General features: G+C 38.0%; 21 protein-coding genes. 9 read left to right on the top strand and 12 right to left on the bottom strand.

Annotation, left to right across the window (positions count from 1 at the left end):
• Positions 1–65: 65 nt before the first annotated feature.
• Entirely contained in the window at positions 66–257 is a 192-nt protein-coding gene (locus HBL79_RS04285) for a hypothetical protein (RefSeq protein WP_035685017.1), read from the bottom strand.
• Positions 258–378: 121 nt separating this feature from the next.
• Between HBL79_RS04285 and HBL79_RS04290 the strand changes: the two genes are divergently transcribed.
• Positions 379–747: a helix-turn-helix domain-containing protein gene (locus tag HBL79_RS04290; protein WP_017806242.1), complete on the top strand. Its 369-nt coding sequence runs from the start codon at positions 379–381 to the stop codon at positions 745–747.
• 173 nt (positions 748–920) lie between these two features.
• Positions 921–3104 (top strand): DNA helicase II, encoded by a 2184-nt coding sequence (gene uvrD, locus HBL79_RS04295; RefSeq protein WP_035685015.1) that lies wholly within the window; start codon positions 921–923, stop codon positions 3102–3104.
• Positions 3105–3238: 134 nt separating this feature from the next.
• Here uvrD and dolP read toward each other — a convergent pair whose 3' ends face one another.
• Genes dolP through HBL79_RS04315 form a run of 4 tightly spaced genes read right to left on the bottom strand, consistent with a single transcriptional unit; the run spans position 3239 to position 6562 of the window.
• Positions 3239–3832, bottom strand: a complete 594-nt coding sequence (gene dolP / locus HBL79_RS04300) for a division/outer membrane stress-associated lipid-binding lipoprotein (protein ID WP_017806244.1) — start codon at positions 3830–3832, stop codon at positions 3239–3241.
• A gap of 41 nt (positions 3833–3873) precedes the next feature.
• On the bottom strand, positions 3874–4458 hold the full coding sequence (locus HBL79_RS04305) for a D-sedoheptulose-7-phosphate isomerase (RefSeq protein ID WP_017806245.1): 585 nt from the start codon (positions 4456–4458) through the stop codon (positions 3874–3876).
• Positions 4459–4470: 12 nt separating this feature from the next.
• The gene (locus HBL79_RS04310) at positions 4471–4833 is read right to left on the bottom strand and encodes a YraN family protein (RefSeq protein ID WP_021724495.1); all 363 of its coding nucleotides are present in this window, start codon (positions 4831–4833) and stop codon (positions 4471–4473) included.
• Between the two features lies 1 nt (position 4834).
• The gene (locus HBL79_RS04315) at positions 4835–6562 is read right to left on the bottom strand and encodes a penicillin-binding protein activator (RefSeq protein ID WP_035685012.1); all 1728 of its coding nucleotides are present in this window, start codon (positions 6560–6562) and stop codon (positions 4835–4837) included.
• Between the two features lie 74 nt (positions 6563–6636).
• Here HBL79_RS04315 and rsmI point away from each other — a divergent pair, with 74 nt between their 5' ends.
• The 6 genes from rsmI (at position 6637) to HBL79_RS04345 (ending at position 12624) form a co-directional block, all read left to right on the top strand.
• Entirely contained in the window at positions 6637–7479 is an 843-nt protein-coding gene (gene rsmI / locus HBL79_RS04320) for a 16S rRNA (cytidine(1402)-2'-O)-methyltransferase (protein WP_017806248.1), read from the top strand.
• Between the two features lie 135 nt (positions 7480–7614).
• The gene (locus tag HBL79_RS04325; RefSeq protein WP_017806249.1) at positions 7615–8238 is read left to right on the top strand and encodes an L-threonylcarbamoyladenylate synthase; all 624 of its coding nucleotides are present in this window, start codon (positions 7615–7617) and stop codon (positions 8236–8238) included.
• A gap of 44 nt (positions 8239–8282) precedes the next feature.
• Positions 8283–9278: a 23S rRNA pseudouridine(2605) synthase RluB gene (rluB, locus tag HBL79_RS04330; protein WP_017806250.1), complete on the top strand. Its 996-nt coding sequence runs from the start codon at positions 8283–8285 to the stop codon at positions 9276–9278.
• A 282-nt stretch (positions 9279–9560) separates the two neighbouring features.
• Positions 9561–10532, top strand: a complete 972-nt coding sequence (gene cysB / locus HBL79_RS04335) for an HTH-type transcriptional regulator CysB (RefSeq protein ID WP_017806251.1) — start codon at positions 9561–9563, stop codon at positions 10530–10532.
• Between the two features lie 140 nt (positions 10533–10672).
• Positions 10673–11500, top strand: coding sequence for a 2,3,4,5-tetrahydropyridine-2,6-dicarboxylate N-succinyltransferase (dapD, locus tag HBL79_RS04340; RefSeq protein ID WP_017806252.1), 828 nt, complete (start codon positions 10673–10675; stop codon positions 11498–11500).
• A gap of 305 nt (positions 11501–11805) precedes the next feature.
• The gene (locus HBL79_RS04345) at positions 11806–12624 is read left to right on the top strand and encodes an OmpA family protein (RefSeq protein WP_017806253.1); all 819 of its coding nucleotides are present in this window, start codon (positions 11806–11808) and stop codon (positions 12622–12624) included.
• Between the two features lies 1 nt (position 12625).
• Here HBL79_RS04345 and uspE read toward each other — a convergent pair whose 3' ends face one another.
• Positions 12626–13609 (bottom strand): universal stress protein UspE, encoded by a 984-nt coding sequence (uspE, locus tag HBL79_RS04350; RefSeq protein WP_046097380.1) that lies wholly within the window; start codon positions 13607–13609, stop codon positions 12626–12628.
• A 124-nt stretch (positions 13610–13733) separates the two neighbouring features.
• Positions 13734–14507: an FNR family transcription factor gene (locus tag HBL79_RS04355; RefSeq protein ID WP_046097381.1), complete on the bottom strand. Its 774-nt coding sequence runs from the start codon at positions 14505–14507 to the stop codon at positions 13734–13736.
• 126 nt (positions 14508–14633) lie between these two features.
• Between HBL79_RS04355 and HBL79_RS04360 the strand changes: the two genes are divergently transcribed.
• Positions 14634–14792 (top strand): hypothetical protein, encoded by a 159-nt coding sequence (locus HBL79_RS04360; protein WP_017806256.1) that lies wholly within the window; start codon positions 14634–14636, stop codon positions 14790–14792.
• Positions 14793–14805: 13 nt separating this feature from the next.
• Here the strand turns inward: HBL79_RS04360 and ftnA (HBL79_RS04365) are convergent, their stop codons facing one another.
• The 5 genes from ftnA (HBL79_RS04365) to moeA all read right to left on the bottom strand — a co-directional run bounded on the left by ftnA (HBL79_RS04365) (position 14806) and on the right by moeA (position 18895).
• Positions 14806–15306, bottom strand: coding sequence for a non-heme ferritin (ftnA, locus tag HBL79_RS04365; protein WP_017806257.1), 501 nt, complete (start codon positions 15304–15306; stop codon positions 14806–14808).
• A gap of 13 nt (positions 15307–15319) precedes the next feature.
• Positions 15320–15808 carry a non-heme ferritin gene (gene ftnA, locus HBL79_RS04370; RefSeq protein ID WP_035685007.1) on the bottom strand — a complete coding sequence of 163 codons (489 nt, stop codon included), beginning with the start codon at positions 15806–15808 and terminating at the stop codon, positions 15320–15322.
• A 208-nt stretch (positions 15809–16016) separates the two neighbouring features.
• Entirely contained in the window at positions 16017–16928 is a 912-nt protein-coding gene (locus HBL79_RS04375) for a LysO family transporter (protein ID WP_035685004.1), read from the bottom strand.
• A 3-nt stretch (positions 16929–16931) separates the two neighbouring features.
• Positions 16932–17678, bottom strand: a complete 747-nt coding sequence (moeB, locus tag HBL79_RS04380) for a molybdopterin-synthase adenylyltransferase MoeB (protein WP_017806260.1) — start codon at positions 17676–17678, stop codon at positions 16932–16934.
• Positions 17679–17680: 2 nt separating this feature from the next.
• Positions 17681–18895 carry a molybdopterin molybdotransferase MoeA gene (gene moeA, locus HBL79_RS04385; protein WP_035685002.1) on the bottom strand — a complete coding sequence of 405 codons (1215 nt, stop codon included), beginning with the start codon at positions 18893–18895 and terminating at the stop codon, positions 17681–17683.
• Positions 18896–18948: the final 53 nt, after the last annotated feature.

The following is an 18948-nucleotide window of genomic DNA, read 5'->3' on the forward strand; positions in this document are numbered from 1 at the left end:
AAGGCGTTTTTCTTGAGATCAAAGAAAAACGCTTTTTCCGCTCATTTTCGTTAGTTGTATTATTTCTAATATTTTGAACCTAACGCTTTGCCAACGGCTTCAGAAGCTTTTGAACTCGCTTCTATTTGAGCTCTTTGTACAGCACTATCCTTAGCTGATTTTCCAATGTTGCTTAATTCATTTTGTAATTCCGCACAACCTGTTAATGCTGCTGAAGTGATGATCATTGTGGCAAAAAATAATTTGTTAAATTTCATATTCATATCCTTTTAAATGAAAAATAATTGTGAAGTTTAAGACAATACTTAAACTGTTATAGTTTAATATTAAACTGTTATGGTTTACAAGAGTTTTTTTCGATCGGTCATAATTCGTCAAATGAAAATACCGAATGAAAAAGAAAAATTTAGTGAAAGATTAAAATTAGCCCTTGCAACAAAATATCCTAACACATTGAAAAATAGTGAAATTGCAACGAAATTTAATCTTCAGCACCCTAATGAACCCGTTACGCAGCAAGCCGTTTACAAATGGTTAAACGGCTTGGCAATTCCGTCATTGGATAAAATTGATACTTTGGCGAATTGGTTGAATGTGAAACCAGTTTGGTTAAGATATGGAGTGTCAGAGAACACACAAATAGATACAATGAATGAAACCTTAATTGAGCTGATTTCATCATTATCTGAAAAGCAGAAACGTGCTATTTTACAAATGATCTTGGCATTTCAGTCGGGAAGTGAATAGATATTGTCTTTAACTTATTGAACGTTAAGCCGTTATGCTAAGCTATAAGAAGTGCTTCATTTTATTTTTAACAAAAGTGCGGTGTAAAAATTACCTAAAAATTGCACCGCACTTCTTGCCTTTTAACAAAATCCCCCTATAATTAAGCTGTATAAAAAAACAGTGGTGATGTAATGGATATTTCTGAATTACTTGATGGATTAAATGACAAACAGCGTGAAGCCGTGGCTGCTCCGCTAGGCAATTATCTTGTACTCGCTGGGGCGGGGAGTGGTAAAACGCGGGTGCTGACTTATAGGATTGCTTGGCTTATCGACGTTGAGCAAATTTCTGAGGGCAGTATTATGGCTGTAACCTTTACCAATAAAGCGGCGGCGGAAATGCGTCATCGGATAGAAAGCACGTTGGCGAAATACTCATCTCAACGCATTTTAGGAATGTGGATCGGCACATTTCATAGCATTGCTCACCGCTTGTTACGTGCTCATTATGCCGATGCGGGCTTACCGCAAGATTTTCAGATCTTAGACAGCGACGACCAACTTCGCTTGGTTAAACGTTTGATTAAACTTCACAATATTGATGAACAAGCTTTCCCGCCCAAACAGGCTTGTTGGTACATCAATAATAAAAAAGAAGAGGGGCTACGCCCGCAGCAGATTGATGATAATAATGATCGTCAAGAGCGGACTTGGATTAAAATTTATCAAATTTATCAAGATGCGTGCGATCGTGCGGGCTTGTTGGATTTTGCCGAATTGTTGTTGCGAGCTTACGAACTATGGTTGAAAAAGCCCTTGATTTTACAGCGTTATCAGCAACGCTTCTCACAAATTTTAGTGGACGAGTTTCAGGATACCAATAAAATTCAATACGCGTGGATCAAGCTCTTAGTGGGCGATACGGGCAAAATTATGATCGTGGGCGATGACGATCAGTCTATTTACGGCTGGCGTGGGGCGCAGGTGGAAAATATCCATCGCTTCTTGGAAGATTTTCATCAAGCCCAAACGATCCGTTTGGAGCAGAATTATCGCTCAACCAGCAATATTCTTAACAGTGCCAATCATCTCATTGTCAACAACAGCAACCGTCTTGGCAAAGAATTGTGGACAGAGGGAGAGCAGGGCGATCCCGTTGGCATTTACGCCGCGTTTAATGAAATTGATGAAGCACAATTTGTGGCAAATCAAATCAATATCTGGCTTGATGAGGGCGGAAAGTTGAACGATTGTGCGATTTTATACCGCAGCAACAGCCAATCTCGCGTTATTGAAGAAGCCCTAATCCGTGCACAAATTCCTTACCGCATTTATGGCGGGCTACGCTTCTTTGAACGCCAAGAAATCAAAGATGCCTTAGCCTATCTGCGTTTAATCGCCAATCGTTTTGATGATGCTGCCTTTGAACGAGTGATTAATACCCCCGCACGGGGCATTGGTGATCGCACCTTAGACGTGTTGCGTCAATTAACCCGAGAACGGCAAATTACGCTTTGGCAAGCCATTCAAGTTGCAATCCAAGAAAATAGGCTCGCAGGGCGTTCCGCGACAGCGTTGTTGCGTTTTACCGAATTGATTAATTCCTTACAGCAAGACACCGCAGAAATGCCACTTTTTGCCCAGACTGATTTTGTTATTAAACATTCAGGCTTGTATCAAATGTACAAACAGGAAAAAGGGGAAAAGGGCGAAGTGCGGATCGAAAACTTGGAGGAATTGGTGAGTGCCACCAGAGAGTTTATCAAACCAGAAGACGCAGAAGAAATGACGGATTTAATGGCATTTTTGACGCATGCTTCATTGGAATCAGGGGAAGAACAAGCCTCGCCACATCAAGCCAGCGTGCAAATGATGACCTTGCATTCCGCGAAAGGCTTAGAGTTTGAACGCGTGTTTATTGTCGGCGTGGAAGAGGGCATTTTCCCAAGCGCTCGTTCTTTTGAAGAGGGGCGAATGGAGGAAGAACGCCGTTTGGCATATGTGGGCATTACGCGAGCGAAACAAAAACTCACCATTAGCTATGCGGAAAGTCGCCGTTTATATGGCAAAGAAGAGCGTCATTTACCCTCCCGTTTTATTGAAGAATTGCCGAAAGAATGTATTCAAGAAGTGCGTTTGCGAGGCACAGTAACGCGAGCCTACAACCGTGCGGCGGTAGGGGCGTTAAATACGTCATCAACCCAAAACGATAGCGGTTGGAAAATGGGCCAAAAAGTCAAACACGCCAAATTTGGCAACGGCACGATTATTAATGTTGAAGGCTCAGACAACAACACCCGCCTACAAATCGCCTTTCAAGGTGAGGGGATTAAGTGGCTAATTGCAACTTTAGCTAATTTAGAAAGAATTAATTAATTTGTTAGTGTATATAACCGTTTAAATTAAAATAAGATATGCATTGGTTAGAAAAGGTATAAAAATACTTTTATTCGATATAATGCAGTATTATTCTAATAATTAAACGGTTATAGATACATATATTTCCAACCTTAGTCTAAATAATTAAATACTTTAATAACTTTTTTTACCCCAGATATATTACGAGCTATTTCGGCCGCTGAGCTTGCCTGTTGTTTGGTTAAATTACCCATTAAGAAAACTTCGCCATTTTCAGTAATCACTTTTACATCACTGCTTTTAACTTGGTTGCTAATGAAAAGCTTTGATTTAATCTGGGTTGTAATCCAACTATCTTGGCTAATTTGAGCTAACGAGATCTTTGAACCTATTCGTAATTCATTGTAGGTTTCGATAACGTGATTGACGCCGTTTGCAAGAGAGGTTGCAATATTTTTTAGATGCTCATTAGGAACTTGCCCAATAAGTAGAATTCTTCCATTATATGAGATAACGTTAATCCGTGCTTCAGCTTTTAATTGCTGGTCTTGATTGATTGCATAGAGTACCTTTTCTTCTAGGGTTTCATCATCAATTTGCGTTCCTACTGTTCTAGGATCTGTGGCAACTTTTGTGGCTACAGCAGTGGCTCCAGCGATTCCAGCAACAGTTGCAGTGACGCAACCTTGTAGTAAAAAGGCTGAGCTTAAGATAAGTGCAAATTTTTTTAAATTGTTTCGCTTCATTAGTAATATCTCCTTTAATTGGTTGAATATCCGTGTTGCTATTATGAATGAGAAAACAGAGAATAATCAATTAATTCACAAATTGCATTAATAATGAATAAATGCTGTTCTAAAATACGGCTTTCTTTAGTAGTTGGAGCGATAATTTCAATATCCTGCTCTGTCAAGAAACCTTGAATATGATCATTATTTGCCCCTGTTAAGGCAATAATATTGATTTCTTTATTTACTGCATCATTGATCGTGTTTAATATAATTTCTTCATTCCCTAAGGGAGCAAATACAACAAGCATATCACCTTGTTGTGCAATAGCGTTAAATTGTCGTTGATAAAATTGTTGCTTCGGGCGATCAGAGATAATGGCAGCCCCAACAGCATTATCTAAACTTAGTAAGACAGATGGAAAAGTTGGTCTTTCAAGCTCATATCTATTAAGTAGGTTTGCAACCAAAAATTGTGCGTTTGCATAGGATTTTCCTTCCCCACAAACGATAATCTTGTTGCCCCTCAGTAGGCAAGTTACCATATTTTTCACTGCGAGAAAAATAGAGTCAGGCAATAAACTTGAGGCTGAGATCTGAGTTTGTATACTTTCGCTATAGAGATCTTTTATTTTGTTTAACATTTTTATTTATCATTATTCGTCAAGAAAATTAGGGATCCATTCTAATTCAGAGATAGATTTACCAAATGCTACTAAATCAAAACGACAATCTGTATCATCTAAACTGCAGTTTTGTTTTGCGAGCCACATATTAGCAGCATCAAGCCATTTTTGTTGTTTATTCCAATCCACACTTTCAATTGCGGATCCAAACTGATTATTTTTTCTTTGTCGGACCTCAACAAAAACAATCGTATTGTTATCCCGCATAATTAAATCTAGCTCTCCACATTTAAAATGTTGATTAGCCGCAATAAAATGAAGACCTTGTGATTGTAAAAAGAGGCGAGCTTGTTTTTCAAAACTCGCACCTTGCTGTCGTTTAGATTTAAACATATCAATTACTGAGTACGAAGATTGTAGCATTTTGGTATTGATACCACGTCATTTCGCGTGCAATATTACAATTTGGACCCGCACTAAGTTTTCCTGTTAGCCCTGTAATATTGAAACCTGGGATTTGTCTTAGCTCATTTAATTGATTTATTAATAGCCAAGCATCTCGACCCATTGCATATAAACGCATTAGTGAATAATCTCCATTGGTGAACTTATATGCTTTTTGGTATTGAGGGGAATCTATATCTTTAAAGAAAGGAATATCACTAAACTCTAACCCATTCATTAATAAGCGATATTCGGGTGTATTGTTTGAGGAATTGCTGCGTGAACTCGAAAAAAGTTTTAAATTATTATTGTTATTATCAATAATCGTTTTTATTTCACTTAATTGATTGTTCGTTGCAATAATATACAATGCTTGAATATTTTGATTCAATCCTGATTGTAAGGCAAAACCAATGTCTTCCACCGTATTATAGAATTTGATATTAGCATCTGTTGCAGATAATTGCTGCCATCGAGCGTTGAATGCAGAAGCAGTACGGCGACCTAAATCATTCTGTGGAACAATGACTAGCGGAGCGTGAATGCCTTGTTCCCAAATGCGGTTAGCGGCTGATTCAGCTTCATCCTCTGGTGCTAATCCATAGTAACACAATTGATTAATTGCTTTCGAATTGCTTGTTGAATTTAGAGTGAGAACAGTCAATCCTCCTAATGAATTCTCATTATTGATTAATTTATCAACGTTTTGTTTTAGGAGTGGGCCTACAATCGCATCAAATCCTTGTTGTTTCGCCTGTTCTATGATGGTTTCTATTGGTGTAGAAAGCGTGTCGAATACTTTAACGGAAGTTAGAGAATCTTCTCTTGCATCATCAAAACCCTGTTTGATTGTATTTCCTAGTAGTTGTCCGTTCCCACTTAATGGAAGTAATAAGGCGATTTTATGCAATTGAGTATGTTGGAAGTTTAATAGTCCTTTTAATTCTGTTGGAAATAAAACTGCGGCACTGTGATGAGGATATATTGTTTTCCAGTATTGCAATGCTTGGCTTAATTGATCAGGGCTATATAAGTTATCATTATAAAGTTTGATTAATGCAAGCCATCCAGATAATGCGGGGCTGATGTCCTGTGGAGGATTATTGATAATATCTTGATTTGCACTTCTTAATAGTGCCCAAATATGATCATTATTTTCTTGTTTTCGTTGTAGATCAGATAATAGCGAATCAATTTTTATCCTAGTATTGACAGCGTTGATAATCTGTCCTTGATTTTGAGCAATACGTGCGACAGTTTCATAATATCGTCTTTGCTGAGAAAGGCTTAGCAGTGGTAGATTAATTTGGTGAAGGTAATTATCAGCCATAGCATTATTACCTTTTACAGCAAAAAGGTGAGCCTCAATAAGGGATTTATCTAAGCGTTGTTCTTCATTTAAGTCATGTAACTCTGCTAACATCGCTTCAGCTTGAAGGAGTTTATTTTCATTCACTAAAACTCGGGCAGCAAGTAATTTATAAGTTTGTTGTTCTTCAATATTTTGAGCTTGCTCTATTTTTCTTATGTAGTAGTCTGAACTTGCGTCGGCATTATTTTTTAGTTGGTTAGTATAACTATTAAGAAATAGTAAGTTCGAGCAACCCGCAAGTAGGAAAATAAAGAAAAAAGGTATTAATCGATTTTTAAAATTAACACATTGTAATAGAATAGCCATAATGACTCCATGGTTAAAACGATTTTTAGGATCTTACTTATCTCAATAATTAAAATCAAATAAAAGAAGTAAAAATGGACAATTTAACAGGAATTTTATATATCGTCGCAACGCCAATCGGCAATTTGCAAGATATTACTCAACGAGCTTTACAGGTGTTAGAACAAGTTGATTTGGTCGCGGCAGAAGATACTCGCCATAGTGGATTGCTCCTCAGCCATTACGGGATTAAAAAGCCGTTTTTTGCTTTGTATGATCATAATGAACAGCAAAAAGCGGATATGCTATGCGAAAAACTTTTGCAAGGAATCAATATCGCCTTAATTTCTGATGCGGGAACCCCTCTTATTAGCGATCCTGGATTTCATCTGGTGAGGAAATGTCGTCAAGCAGGCATTAAAATCGTGCCAATTCCGGGAGCTTGTGCGGCTATTGCGGGGCTTTGTGCTTCAGGTATTGCCTCTGATCGTTTTTGTTTTGAGGGATTTCTGCCAGCAAAATCAAAAGCACGTTGCGACAAATTAGAAAAGTTGGCAAAAGAAGACCGCACTTTAATTTTTTACGAATCTACCCATCGCATTTTAGATTGTCTTGCGGATATGGAAAAAATATTAGGTGCGGATCGCTATGTCGTCCTTGCTCGTGAACTTAGCAAAACTTGGGAAACAATTTACGGTGATAAGTTGGGAGCGTTACGCCTATGGATAAGTGAGGATCCAAATCGTAGTAAAGGTGAAATGGTGCTTATCGTAGAAGGTTATGCGAATGCTGAGGAAGAAGAATTTTCCTCACAAGCAATTAAAGCACTGAGCTTAATTTCTCAAGAGTTACCCTTAAAAAAAGCAGCTGCTATTGTTGCGGAGCTTTATGGTTACAAAAAAAATGCCTTGTATCAGTTTGGATTGGATAATTTATAATCAATAGACAGTGGTAAGTTGTGGCAATGCTTATTTTGGGAAAATCAAATGACAAGACATTCAAATTTATTTTTTCCGAAATCTATAATCAATAGGGAATTTCGGTATAATGCTTAATGTTAAAGGATAAAGGTTATGAGCCAGTTTTTTTATATACACCCAGAAAATCCGCAGCCGCGTTTAATTAACCAAGCTGTGGATATTTTAAAACGAGGGGGTGTAATTGTGTACCCTACGGATTCGGGGTATGCCTTAGGTTGTATGCTTGGTGATAAACACGCAATGGATCGTATTGTGCAAATTCGACAGTTGCCAGAAAATCATAATTTTACACTTGTATGTAGTGATTTGTCGGAACTTTCAACTTATGCAACGGTGAATAACGTGGCGTATCGATTGATTAAGAATAATACACCGGGACGCTATACCTTTATTCTTACTGCAACCAAAGAAGTGCCGCGTCGTTTAATGACGTCAAAGCGTAAAACCATTGGCTTACGCGTGCCAGATAACCAAATTGCTTTGGCATTATTAAATACTTTAGGTGAACCCATTTTGTCTTGTTCCTTGATGTTACCGGGTGAAGCGTTTATTACACAATCTGATCCTGAGGAGATCCGTGATCGTTTAGAACATCAAGTGGATTTAATTATTAATGGGGGATATTTGGGACAAGAGCCAACAACGGTGGTGGATTTAACAGAAAATACCCCCGTTATTTTACGTGAGGGCAGTGGTTCAATTAGCCCATTTATTTAATCTTTTCAAATTATTAGACGCTTGGGAAAGCGACAAGAGGAAATATGAAAACAACATCTTATTCACAACGCAATGCCACAAAAGAGCAGTATTTTGCCGAAAAAAAACGCATAGAAAGAAAACGTACTGAAAAAAATTCTACAGAAAAAAAGACCGCACTTTCTTCTGCATCACATAAAACGGAAGGGGAAAAATTACAAAAAGTTCTTGCCCGAGCAGGAAAAGGATCACGGCGTGAAATTGAAGCGATGATTGCGGCAAATCGTGTTAGTGTGAATGGCAAAATGGCGACGTTAGGTGATCGCGTTGTTGTGAATGCGAATTTAAAAATTCGTATTGATGGACATATCGTCAATTTACAACAAGCACAGAAAGAAATTTGTCGTGTGTTGATGTACTACAAACCAGAAGGTGAACTTTGCACCCGTCATGATCCAGAAGGACGAGCGACGGTTTTCGATCGTTTACCACGTTTAACAGGTTCGCGTTGGATTGCCGTAGGGCGTTTAGATATTAATACATCGGGTTTATTGTTATTTACCACAGATGGTGAACTAGCGAACCGCTTAATGCACCCAAGTCGTGAAGTGGAACGTGAATATTCTGTGCGAGTGTTTGGGCAAGTGGATGAAACTATGCTTGCACGTTTACGCAAGGGAGTGCAGCTTGAAGATGGACCAGCTAGTTTTAAGTCGATTAAACCTATGGGAGGGCAGGGAATAAACCAATGGTTTGATGTTACTCTTATGGAAGGACGCAACCGTGAAGTTCGCCGTTTGTGGGAATCACAAGGCATTCAAGTGAGCCGATTAATTCGCATTCGTTATGGGAATATAAAATTAATGAAAACCTTACCTCGCGGTGGTTGGGAAGAAATGGATCTTGCGAATGTAAATTACCTGCGAGAGTTAGTCGGGCTTGAGCCTGAAACACAAAGCAAATTGGATGTCACCAAACAACGCAGAAGAGCTAAAACAGGACAAATTCGTCGAGCAATTAAACGTTATGTAGATGTAAATAAACGTTATAAAAAAGCTTAAAAAAATACCGCACTTACTTTTCTAGGAATAAAATCATTTATTAGAATGTTTAGTAATAAATATTCTACTTGTTTATGAAAAAAGTGCGGTTTATTTCTTTTTTTCTCACTTTTCCTAATTAGTTACGCTAAAAAACATATTATTTGTTGATCTATTCTTTATTAGTAATGTCATATTGCTATGGAGGTTAGACCAAAGCTACTTTACCTATTCTAGAAAAATAAGATATAGTAATTTTCCTTATATCAAAATATTATATAGAGAGTTGATTTTGGGGGAGTAATGAAAATTCAGCAACTGCGTTATATCGTTGAGATTGTCAATCAAAATTTAAATGTAACAGAAGCATCTAATATATTATTTACCTCTCAACCAGGTATTAGTAAACAGGTACGCTTATTAGAAGAAGAGTTAGGGCTAGAAATTTTTGAACGTAATGGTAAACATATCAAAGCCCTTACCCCAGCTGGACAAAAAATTGTTGCAATTGCTAGAGAATTGCTCGTTAAAACACAGAGTATTAAAGCGGTTGCTGATGAATATACACGCCCTGATTATGGAGTATTGCGTATAGCAACGACGAATACGCAAGCACGTTATATGTTGCCAACGGTGGTGAAACAGTTTTCAGAAAAATATCCGAAAGTAAGTTTACATATTCATCAAGGATCGCCTACACAAATCTATGATGCACTACTTTCTGATGAGGTGGATTTGGCTATTACAACAGAAGGTCAGAATTTATTTGAAAATCTTGTATTACTACCTTGTTATATATGGAATCGTTCAGTCATTGTTAAGGTAGATCATCCATTGGCAAAATGTAATAATTTAACGATAAATGAATTAAGCAACTATCCTTTAGTTACCTATACTTTCGGATTTACAGGGGTATCAGATCTTGATTATGCGTTTAATAGTGCTGGATTATTACCAAATATTGTATTCACAGCTACTGATGCAGATGTGATCAAAACTTATGTTCGTTTAGGGTTAGGGGTTGGTATTATGGCATCAATGGCATATACGGAAGAGGATAAAGATCTGGTTGCTCTTGATGCTAAGCATATTTTTCGTTCAAGTATGACGCAAATTGCATTTAAAAGAAGTGTTTTTTTACGTAATTATATGTATGATTTTATTCATATGTTCTCTCCTCATTTAACCCGTTCTTTAGTGGAAAAGGCTGAACGATTGAATGATAATAATGCAATAAAAAAATTATTTGATGATATTCAATTAGAAGAACGGTAATTTCTATGAGAACGTTAAAGTAATATGATCATCTTTAGAGTCGTATATGAAATCGCATCAAAAATTAATAATAATAGATGAGATTTAAGTTAAAATATGATAAAAATAGCATTCTTCTCAAAATATAAATAGGATAAAAAATGGTAAATTTACAAACTATTATTGAATCAGCTTTTGAACGTCGAGCAGAGATTACTCCAAAAAATGTGGACAAAGAAACACGCTTAGCTATAGAAGAGGTCATTGAAGGGTTAGACAGTGGAAAATACCGTGTTGCGGAAAAAATTGATGGGAATTGGGTAACGCATCAATGGTTGAAAAAGGCAGTTTTACTTTCCTTCAGAATTAATGACAATCAGATTATAGACGGGGCTGAGACCAAATATTACGATAAAGTACCTCTGAAATTTGCAGATTATGATGAAGCCAGATTTCAAAAAGAAGGTTTTCGAGTAGTTCCTTCAGCGGTAGTTCGTAAAGGAGCATATATTGCTAAAAATACGGTATTAATGCCATCTTACGTCAATATCGGTGCTTATGTAGGCGAAGGGACAATGGTCGATACTTGGGCTACGGTTGGTTCTTGTGCTCAAATTGGTAAGAACGTTCACCTTTCTGGTGGAGTTGGAATTGGTGGTGTGTTAGAACCTTTGCAAGCTAATCCAACAATTATTGGCGATAATTGTTTTATAGGGGCTCGTTCAGAGATTGTTGAAGGGGTCGTTGTTGAGGATGGATGCGTTATTTCAATGGGCGTATTTATCGGGCAATCAACCAAAATTTATGATCGTGAAACAGGTGAAATTTTTTATGGACGCGTTCCAGCGGGTTCTGTTGTAGTATCTGGTAGCTTACCTTCCAAATGTGGTAAATACAGCTTATATTGTGCAGTTATTGTGAAGAAAGTCGATGCAAAAACTTTAGGTAAAGTTGGAATCAACGAGTTACTACGTACTATTGACGAATAAAAACTATTTTTCTCTGATATAATCTGTGCCTGTTGCTATGGCACAGATTTTATCTCTTATCTTTAACTTTTCATTTTTTATATATTCCTTTATTTAGAAATAATAAATACAAAGTTTTTGAGTATATTATTCTCTAATCTACCTAATCTAGGTTATAAAATTTATAATTATAGCGAATAATAGTTAAACTATTTAAATTTAAGTTTACTTTGTTAAAAATTATGATTACTATAGGATGATATAATGTTTTTTGATAAGTTTTAGAATTACATAGACATATATTTATTAACTTAAAGGTACGTTAAATGAAATTTTCATATTTTCTTGTTTCTGCCCTTGCGGTAAGCACTCTCACTGCTTGTGGTAATTTGAGCGAAGTAACAGATGAAGGGACATCAGAGCATTTGGTTTGGCCAAAAATTGAAGACTCCACTTTTAATCATAATGGAACACAATATGGTTCTTGGCCAAATTGGGATAACATTCGTATGATTGAAAGAGGAATGAATAAGGATCAACTTTATAATTTGATCGGGCGTCCTCATTTCGCTGAAGGATTGTTTGGTGTGCGTGAATGGGACTACGTATTCAACTATCGTGAAAATGGTGAACATAAGGTGTGTCAATACAAAATTTTGTTTGATACGGAAATGAATGCACAAAATTTCTTTTGGTATCCAAATGGTTGTAATGGCAGTTTATCTTTCAATTTAAAAAGTGATGTTTTATTTGATTTTGACAAATATAACTTAACTGAAAAAGGATTAGCTACAATTGATGCAGTTGCTAAAGAATTGAAAGAGGTAGGAGCGAAGGAAGTAAAAGTTTCTGGACATACTGATCCTATCGGTTCTGTTGAATATAATTTAGCTCTTTCTAAGCGTCGTGCTGAACAAGCTAAAGCTCGTTTAATCCAGCAGGGAGTTAAAGCGAATATAGAAGCAATTGGTTATGGAAAAGCATATCAGGTTAAATTCTGTAATGGGGTTACAGGTCAAGCTTTAAAAGATTGTTTACGAGCCAATAGACGCGTAGAAATAGCTTCATCTGGAGTAGTAGAAACTGAAAAAATGCCTAATCAAGAAGGTGGGATTGTAGGACCAGCTATTCTTTATAAGAAATAGTTTATCTTATAATTAAATCGATAAAAAAGCTGATTTCAATGTTGTAATCAGCTTTTTTATTATGTTGGGAACAGTTCGGTTTAATAGCTAAAAGGCTACAATTTAATTTATTAATGACTTGTTCTGCAGTATTACCTAAAAGTGCTGCGGAGAGTCCTGTCCTGCCTATTGTACCAAGTACAACGATTTCGGCCTCAATTTCTTTTGCTACTTCAGGGATAACATCTTCAGGGAATCCCTCTTTAACATGGGTATGTGCTTCATCAATTCCAAATTTTTGTCTCAATTCTTTCATATTAAGTAAATATTGATTTCGGATACTATTACTACAATCAGTGGAATTAAATTCAGGAAGGTCAATAGCCATATTAATTGGGGCAGGGGGATATGCGGTAACAAGATGAATATTTCCACGTTCTAAAATATCCGCAAGATCCAAGCCTAGATAAACTAATTTCTTGTTTATTAATATGTGGTTGTCATCATTATCAGCAACATTCACCGCAATAAGGATTCGGCGTTGATGTCGCCAGTCTCCATCTCTGATAAGCATTATTGGAATAGGGCATTTTCTTAATAGTTGCCAATCCATTGGCGTAAATATTAATGAGCTAATACTTTCTTGTTGAGTATATTTAACGACAAGATCATAATTAACCTTTGCAATTTCAGAAACAGCAGCTTCAGCTTCATTATTACTCCAAACAACGATGGAGTTAAATTCAATATTAGGAGATTTATATTTTTCGAAATAAGGTTGGATCATTTTTTGTCGTTGAGTAATAACACCTTGATGCATCAGATGACGTTCTTCAGGAGATAGCAATGTAGACATCTCATAGGATAGATCATAGACTGTCATAAAGGTTGTAATTTTTACTGGTGCATCGCTATTTTGTTCATTAACTAGGCGTACGGCTCTAGCTAAGGCATATTGTTTCTCATTTTCAGGATTTAAGATAACAAGTATATTTTTAAATTTCATAAAATGCTCCAAGGACAGTAGAATATTCTTTAGCATAGGCAAGATTCTTAAAAATAACAAGCTATTAAGAGTTAAAATATGATCTAGTGCAACATATTGTTACACTAATTAGAATAATCAACCATTAGCTAATTACTTGAATTGGTGTTTTAGTTATACCCGCTAGTTCGGATAGCTCTGCCATATTATTAATAGTGATATATTTACCTTGCACAGATAACATTCCTGATTTTTGGAACCGCCCAAGTAAACGGCTAATTGTTTCAACAGTGAGGCCTAGATAATTCCCTATGTCACTACGCGTCATTGTTAGACGAAATTCACGGGCTGAGAATCCTCTAGCTGAATAGCGACGAGAAAGATTATGGATAAAAGCGGCTAAGCGTTCTTCAGCATTCATTTTTGATAAAAGCAAGATCATTTCTTGATCGATTTTGATTTCGTTACTCATTAGTCGCATAATTTGCAAGCGAAGCTTAGGCATTTTGCCTGAAAGATCGTCTAAAATATCGAAAGGGATTTCGCATACCATTGCGGTTTCTAATGCCTGAGAAAAACTAGGATGTTTCATATTTATAATGGCATCAAAACCAACAAGGTCACTAGGTAGATGAAAGGAAATGATTTGTTCTTCACCTGTTTCACTAATCGTGTAGGATTTAATAGTTCCTGAGCGGATAGCATAAAGAGATTCAAGAGGATCGCCCGCTTTAAAGAGAAGCTGAGATTTCTGAATTGGTTTTTTACGTTCTATAATATTATCAAGTTGGTTTAACTCGTGTTCATTTAACGTAAAAGGAATACAGAGCTGGCTAATACTACAGTCTTGGCAGTGAATAGCACAGCCTCCAGATTGAACGCGACGCCCAATTTTACTCTCATTGGCTAAAATTTTCATTTGATCCTCAAATCATTCGATAAAATAGAAAATATTATATAAAATTGATCTAACTCAATAAATCATATCATCAAATGAAAAAATTAAGAAGTTTTAAATAGTTAAATAATTGTTAAGGAAAAAAGAATGGCAGTTGAAAAGCTCACTAAGAAACGTTTAATACAAATTATTTTAATGCTTTTTGTTTTACTTTCCGCATTTTTCTACCGCACTTGTCATTATGATAAAAATCAAAGTGCGGTGGAAAATCAGCAAATTTCTGATAAGGAAAGAGCCAGTGAGTAACTGGCTCTTATAATTAGGCGTGGTTAAGTGCTAATTTTGCAAGATCTTTATCTACAAGGAATAATCCTTTACCGTCATCACCCAATAAATTAAGCTTATCTAAAATACTACTGAATAATTTTTCTTCTTCGTGTTGTTCAGCCACATACCATTGTAGGAAATTGAACGCGGAGAAGTCTTTTTCTTCAAAGGTACGGCCAACAAGTTCATTAATTTTACGCGTAATCAATTTTTCGTGCTCATAAGTCAGCTCAATGACTTGTTTTAATGAAGTAAACTCCTGTGGTGGTGCTTCAATTTCGCTGATAATTGGCAACGCCCCAGTTTCGGTTAAATAGGTGAACAGTTTACGCATATGTTGCATTTCTTCCGCCGCGTGTGCGGATAAAAACTGTGCTGCCCCTTCAAAGCCTTGTTGCTCACACCACGCACTCATTTGCAAATAAAGGTTTGAAGAATAAAATTCCAAATTCATTTGGTCGTTTAATAATTGGATCACATTGTTAGATAGCATTTTTTTCTCCTTTTTATTCTAATGTCGCAAGATCACGATCAATATAGTAAAGCCCACGCCCGTCTTCGCCGACAAGGTTAAATTTATCAATAATGCTATTGAATAATTTTTCTTCCTCGTGTTGCTCTGCCACATACCATTGTAGGAAATTGAAAGTAGAGTAGTCTTTATTTTCAAAGGTGACTTCCACTAATTCATTAATTTTTGCGGTAACGAATTTTTCGTGTTCAAGGGTGATTTCAAACACTTCTTTTAAGGATTGATAATCATTTTTTGGGGCTTCAATTTTGCCTAAAATCGGCATTCCGCTGGTTTCATTCACATAAGTAAATAATTTTTGCATATGCATCATTTCTTCATCAGCGTGGCGTAATAAAAAGGCGGCAGCCCCTTCATAACCTTTTGCACTACACCAAGCACTCATTTGTAAATAGACGTTGGAAGAATAAAACTCCAAATTAATTTGCTCATTTAATTTTTGAGCGATCGCGGCTTTTAACATAAGCTAACTCCTTTCCTGAATGGATTAAATAATGTGCATAGTTTAGTCAATTTTTTCTATTTTGCAAGAAAAAATATTTGTAAGTTATTAATTTTTAAAGAGAATTTTAATAAGAACTATTCGCTATAGAAGAACAGTTCTCATTGCATTTCGTATATGGAAAAGTGCGGTGCGAAAAACTCACATTTTTTTGACCGCACTTTTAGTTTTAGTTGAGGGGAATGGAGGATAAAAATACCAGCAAAATGGGCGGGACAATATTGGTGATAAAACCAAAGCTGATCGCAAGGGGGACAACTTCAATGCCACCTGAACGTTGGATAATTGGCAAGGTGCAATCAAGGGCAGTTGCCCCTGCTAGCCCTACGGCGGTGGAGCGGTAGTTAAACATAAAAAAGGGAATGACGAACAGGCTCAAAATTTCTCTGGAAAGATCATTGAAAAAGGCGATGCTGCCGAAAACAGGCCCCCACGCATCATTAATCACAACGCTAGAGAGGGAGTACCAGCCAAATCCCGAAGCAATAGCAAGCCCTTGAGTGATTGGCAAATGGAGTACATAAGCAGAGATCACGCCACCGATCAAGGAGGTGAAAATAAAGATGATGCCCGTGTAAAGCCCGCGTTTGTTGAATAGCACTTCTTTAAGTGCGATGCCGTTATTGCGTAGTTGTATGCCGACGAAAAAAATCAGTAACACGAGGGCGTAAGTACTTGTGCTAAAAGGGAAAGCGAGCCATTTTTTGGTGAAAAGCCCGACCACAAAACCGAGCAACACCATTGAGCAAAGCTTGGCACTGTCTAATAATAATCGACCGCGAGAGGGGAGATCTTTGCCTAATCGTTTGAGCGGGAGGGGGACGCGTTTGTCATAGATGATTAACCCCATGAGATTGCAAAGCTGAATGATTACCGCAAAAGTGAGGGCAGAAATGCCAATACGCGGTAATGTGCGGGTAAGATCGTCCAAATGCCCCAAAGACACGCCCATAATGAACAAAATAGCATAGAGCAAGACCATTACGATTTGATTAATGCGTTGCAAAAGGGCGGCGTTTTGGGTTTTAACCAGATAGCCAAAGCACATTGGGGCAAGTACGATAAGTAATCCTTCAAACATTTTTTATCCGTTTTTGTTATTTGTGAGTGTCTGTGGAATGTTGATTTCACGAACTTTCATCGTTAAGCCATCAATCAGTAGTAATCGTCCGCATAAATTCTCGCCAATTTTTAACCGCACTTTGATCGCTTCAAGGGCTTGGATTGAGCCAATAATTCCTACAATCGGAGAAAGTACGCCAGTTTCTACGCAGCTTAGCGGGGCATTGCCGAAAAGTTGGCTAAGTTGATGATAGGTTAGGGTATTGTCTTCATAGGTGAACACCGAAACTTGCCCCTCCATTCGGATCGCCGCCCCTGAAATTAATGGGGTTTTGCATTGCTGGCAACAGCGATCTAACTGGTTGCGGCTGTCTAAATTGTCCGTGCAATCCAGCACAATATCCACGCTGGGAAGCAAAGCGAGCAAGTCGGCATCGGCTAATTTCTGCGGTATAGTTTCGATATGAACGTGAGGGTTAAGCCGCTGCAAGCTCAGCTTTGCCGACTCCACTTTCGGCATTGCTAAACGGCTATCATCGTGCAAAACTTGGCGTTGTAAATTGGAAAGTGCGACAGTGTCAAAATCCACCAAAATTAATTTGCCAACGCCTGCTACGGCGAGATATTGGCTTGCGGCACAACCTAAGCCGCCCAAGCCCATTATCAGCATTGTGCTGTCTTTTAGGGTTTCTTGACCGTCAAAATCAATGGCTTTCAGCACAATTTGGCGGTTGTAACGGAGTTCTTCTTCGGGGGTTAATTCGATCATTATTAGCTCAATAATTCGTTAAAAGGTTGAATGGTAACCACTTCGCCCGCTTGCACATTGCCGCGTTCGGCTTCCAACAGGATAAAACAGTTGCTTTCAATAAAGGCACTAAACATATGAGAGCCTTGAAAACCTACGGCTTTCACTTCAAGCTGTCCATTTTCATTCAGCCAATAGAAGCCACGCTGAAAATCTTTGCGTCCCACACCTTTTTTCAGATTTTCGCTCGCAATGGCATTGAGTTGTGGGGGCATTTGCCATTGGCTATAACCGCTGAGTTTGGCGATGGCAGGTTGAACAAGTTGATAGAAGGTAACTAATGCCGATACAGGATTACCCGGTAAGCCACAGAACCACGCGTTTTCCAGTTTGCCAAAAGCAAAAGGTTTGCCGGGTTTCATTGCGATTTTCCAAAAATTCACTGTGCCGAGTTTTTCTAAAATGTCTTTGGTGAAATCCGCTTCGCCAACGGAAACCCCGCCGCTGGTGATCACCAAATCCGCCTGTTCTTGTGCTTGCAAAAAGGCGTTTTCAAACAAGGCTTCATCATCAGGCAGAATGCCAAAATCGAGAACTTCACAAGGTAATTTTTCCAACAAGAGTTTCACGGTGAAGCGGTTGGTGTCATAAATTTTGCCCTCAGAAAGCGGTTCACCAACAGGGACGAGTTCATCACCCGTTGAAAGAATGGCGACTTTTAAACGGGGAAACACAGGCACTTCCGCAATGCCTAGCGAGGCAAGCAGCGGGAGAGAAAGTGCGGTCAGTTTTTCTCCCATTTTTAGCACTACCTCACCTTGTTTTACATCTTCCCCCGCACGGCGGATATTTTGCCCTAGCTTTGGCGTTTCATTAAGGGTGATCGTGCCGTCTTCGTTAAGTTGAACATTTTCTTGCATTACCACCGCGTCAGTGCCTTCGGGGATCATCGCACCCGTCATAATTCTGACCGCACTTTGTGGTTGCCATTCCCCCTTAAACGGATTACCCGCAAAGGCTTTTCCCGCAACACTCAAGCGATGGGATTGAGCCAGATCCGCCAGACGAACGGCATAACCGTCCATTGCAGAATTATCAAACGCGGGGACATTAATCGGCGAAATCATATCTGCGGCACAAATACGCTGGCTTGCTACCGCAAGGGGTAAGATCTCGCTGTGTTGCGGGGCGGGGAGCTGGGATAACATTTGGTCTAAGGCTTGTTCAATGCTCAACATAACATCGTCCTATCATTGGTTGTAAAGGTGAAAGAGGGGATTTATTTTACGCA

Origin of the sequence: Avibacterium paragallinarum (genome assembly GCF_011765605.1) — a bacterium.
Classification (GTDB): domain Bacteria; phylum Pseudomonadota; class Gammaproteobacteria; order Enterobacterales; family Pasteurellaceae; genus Avibacterium; species Avibacterium paragallinarum.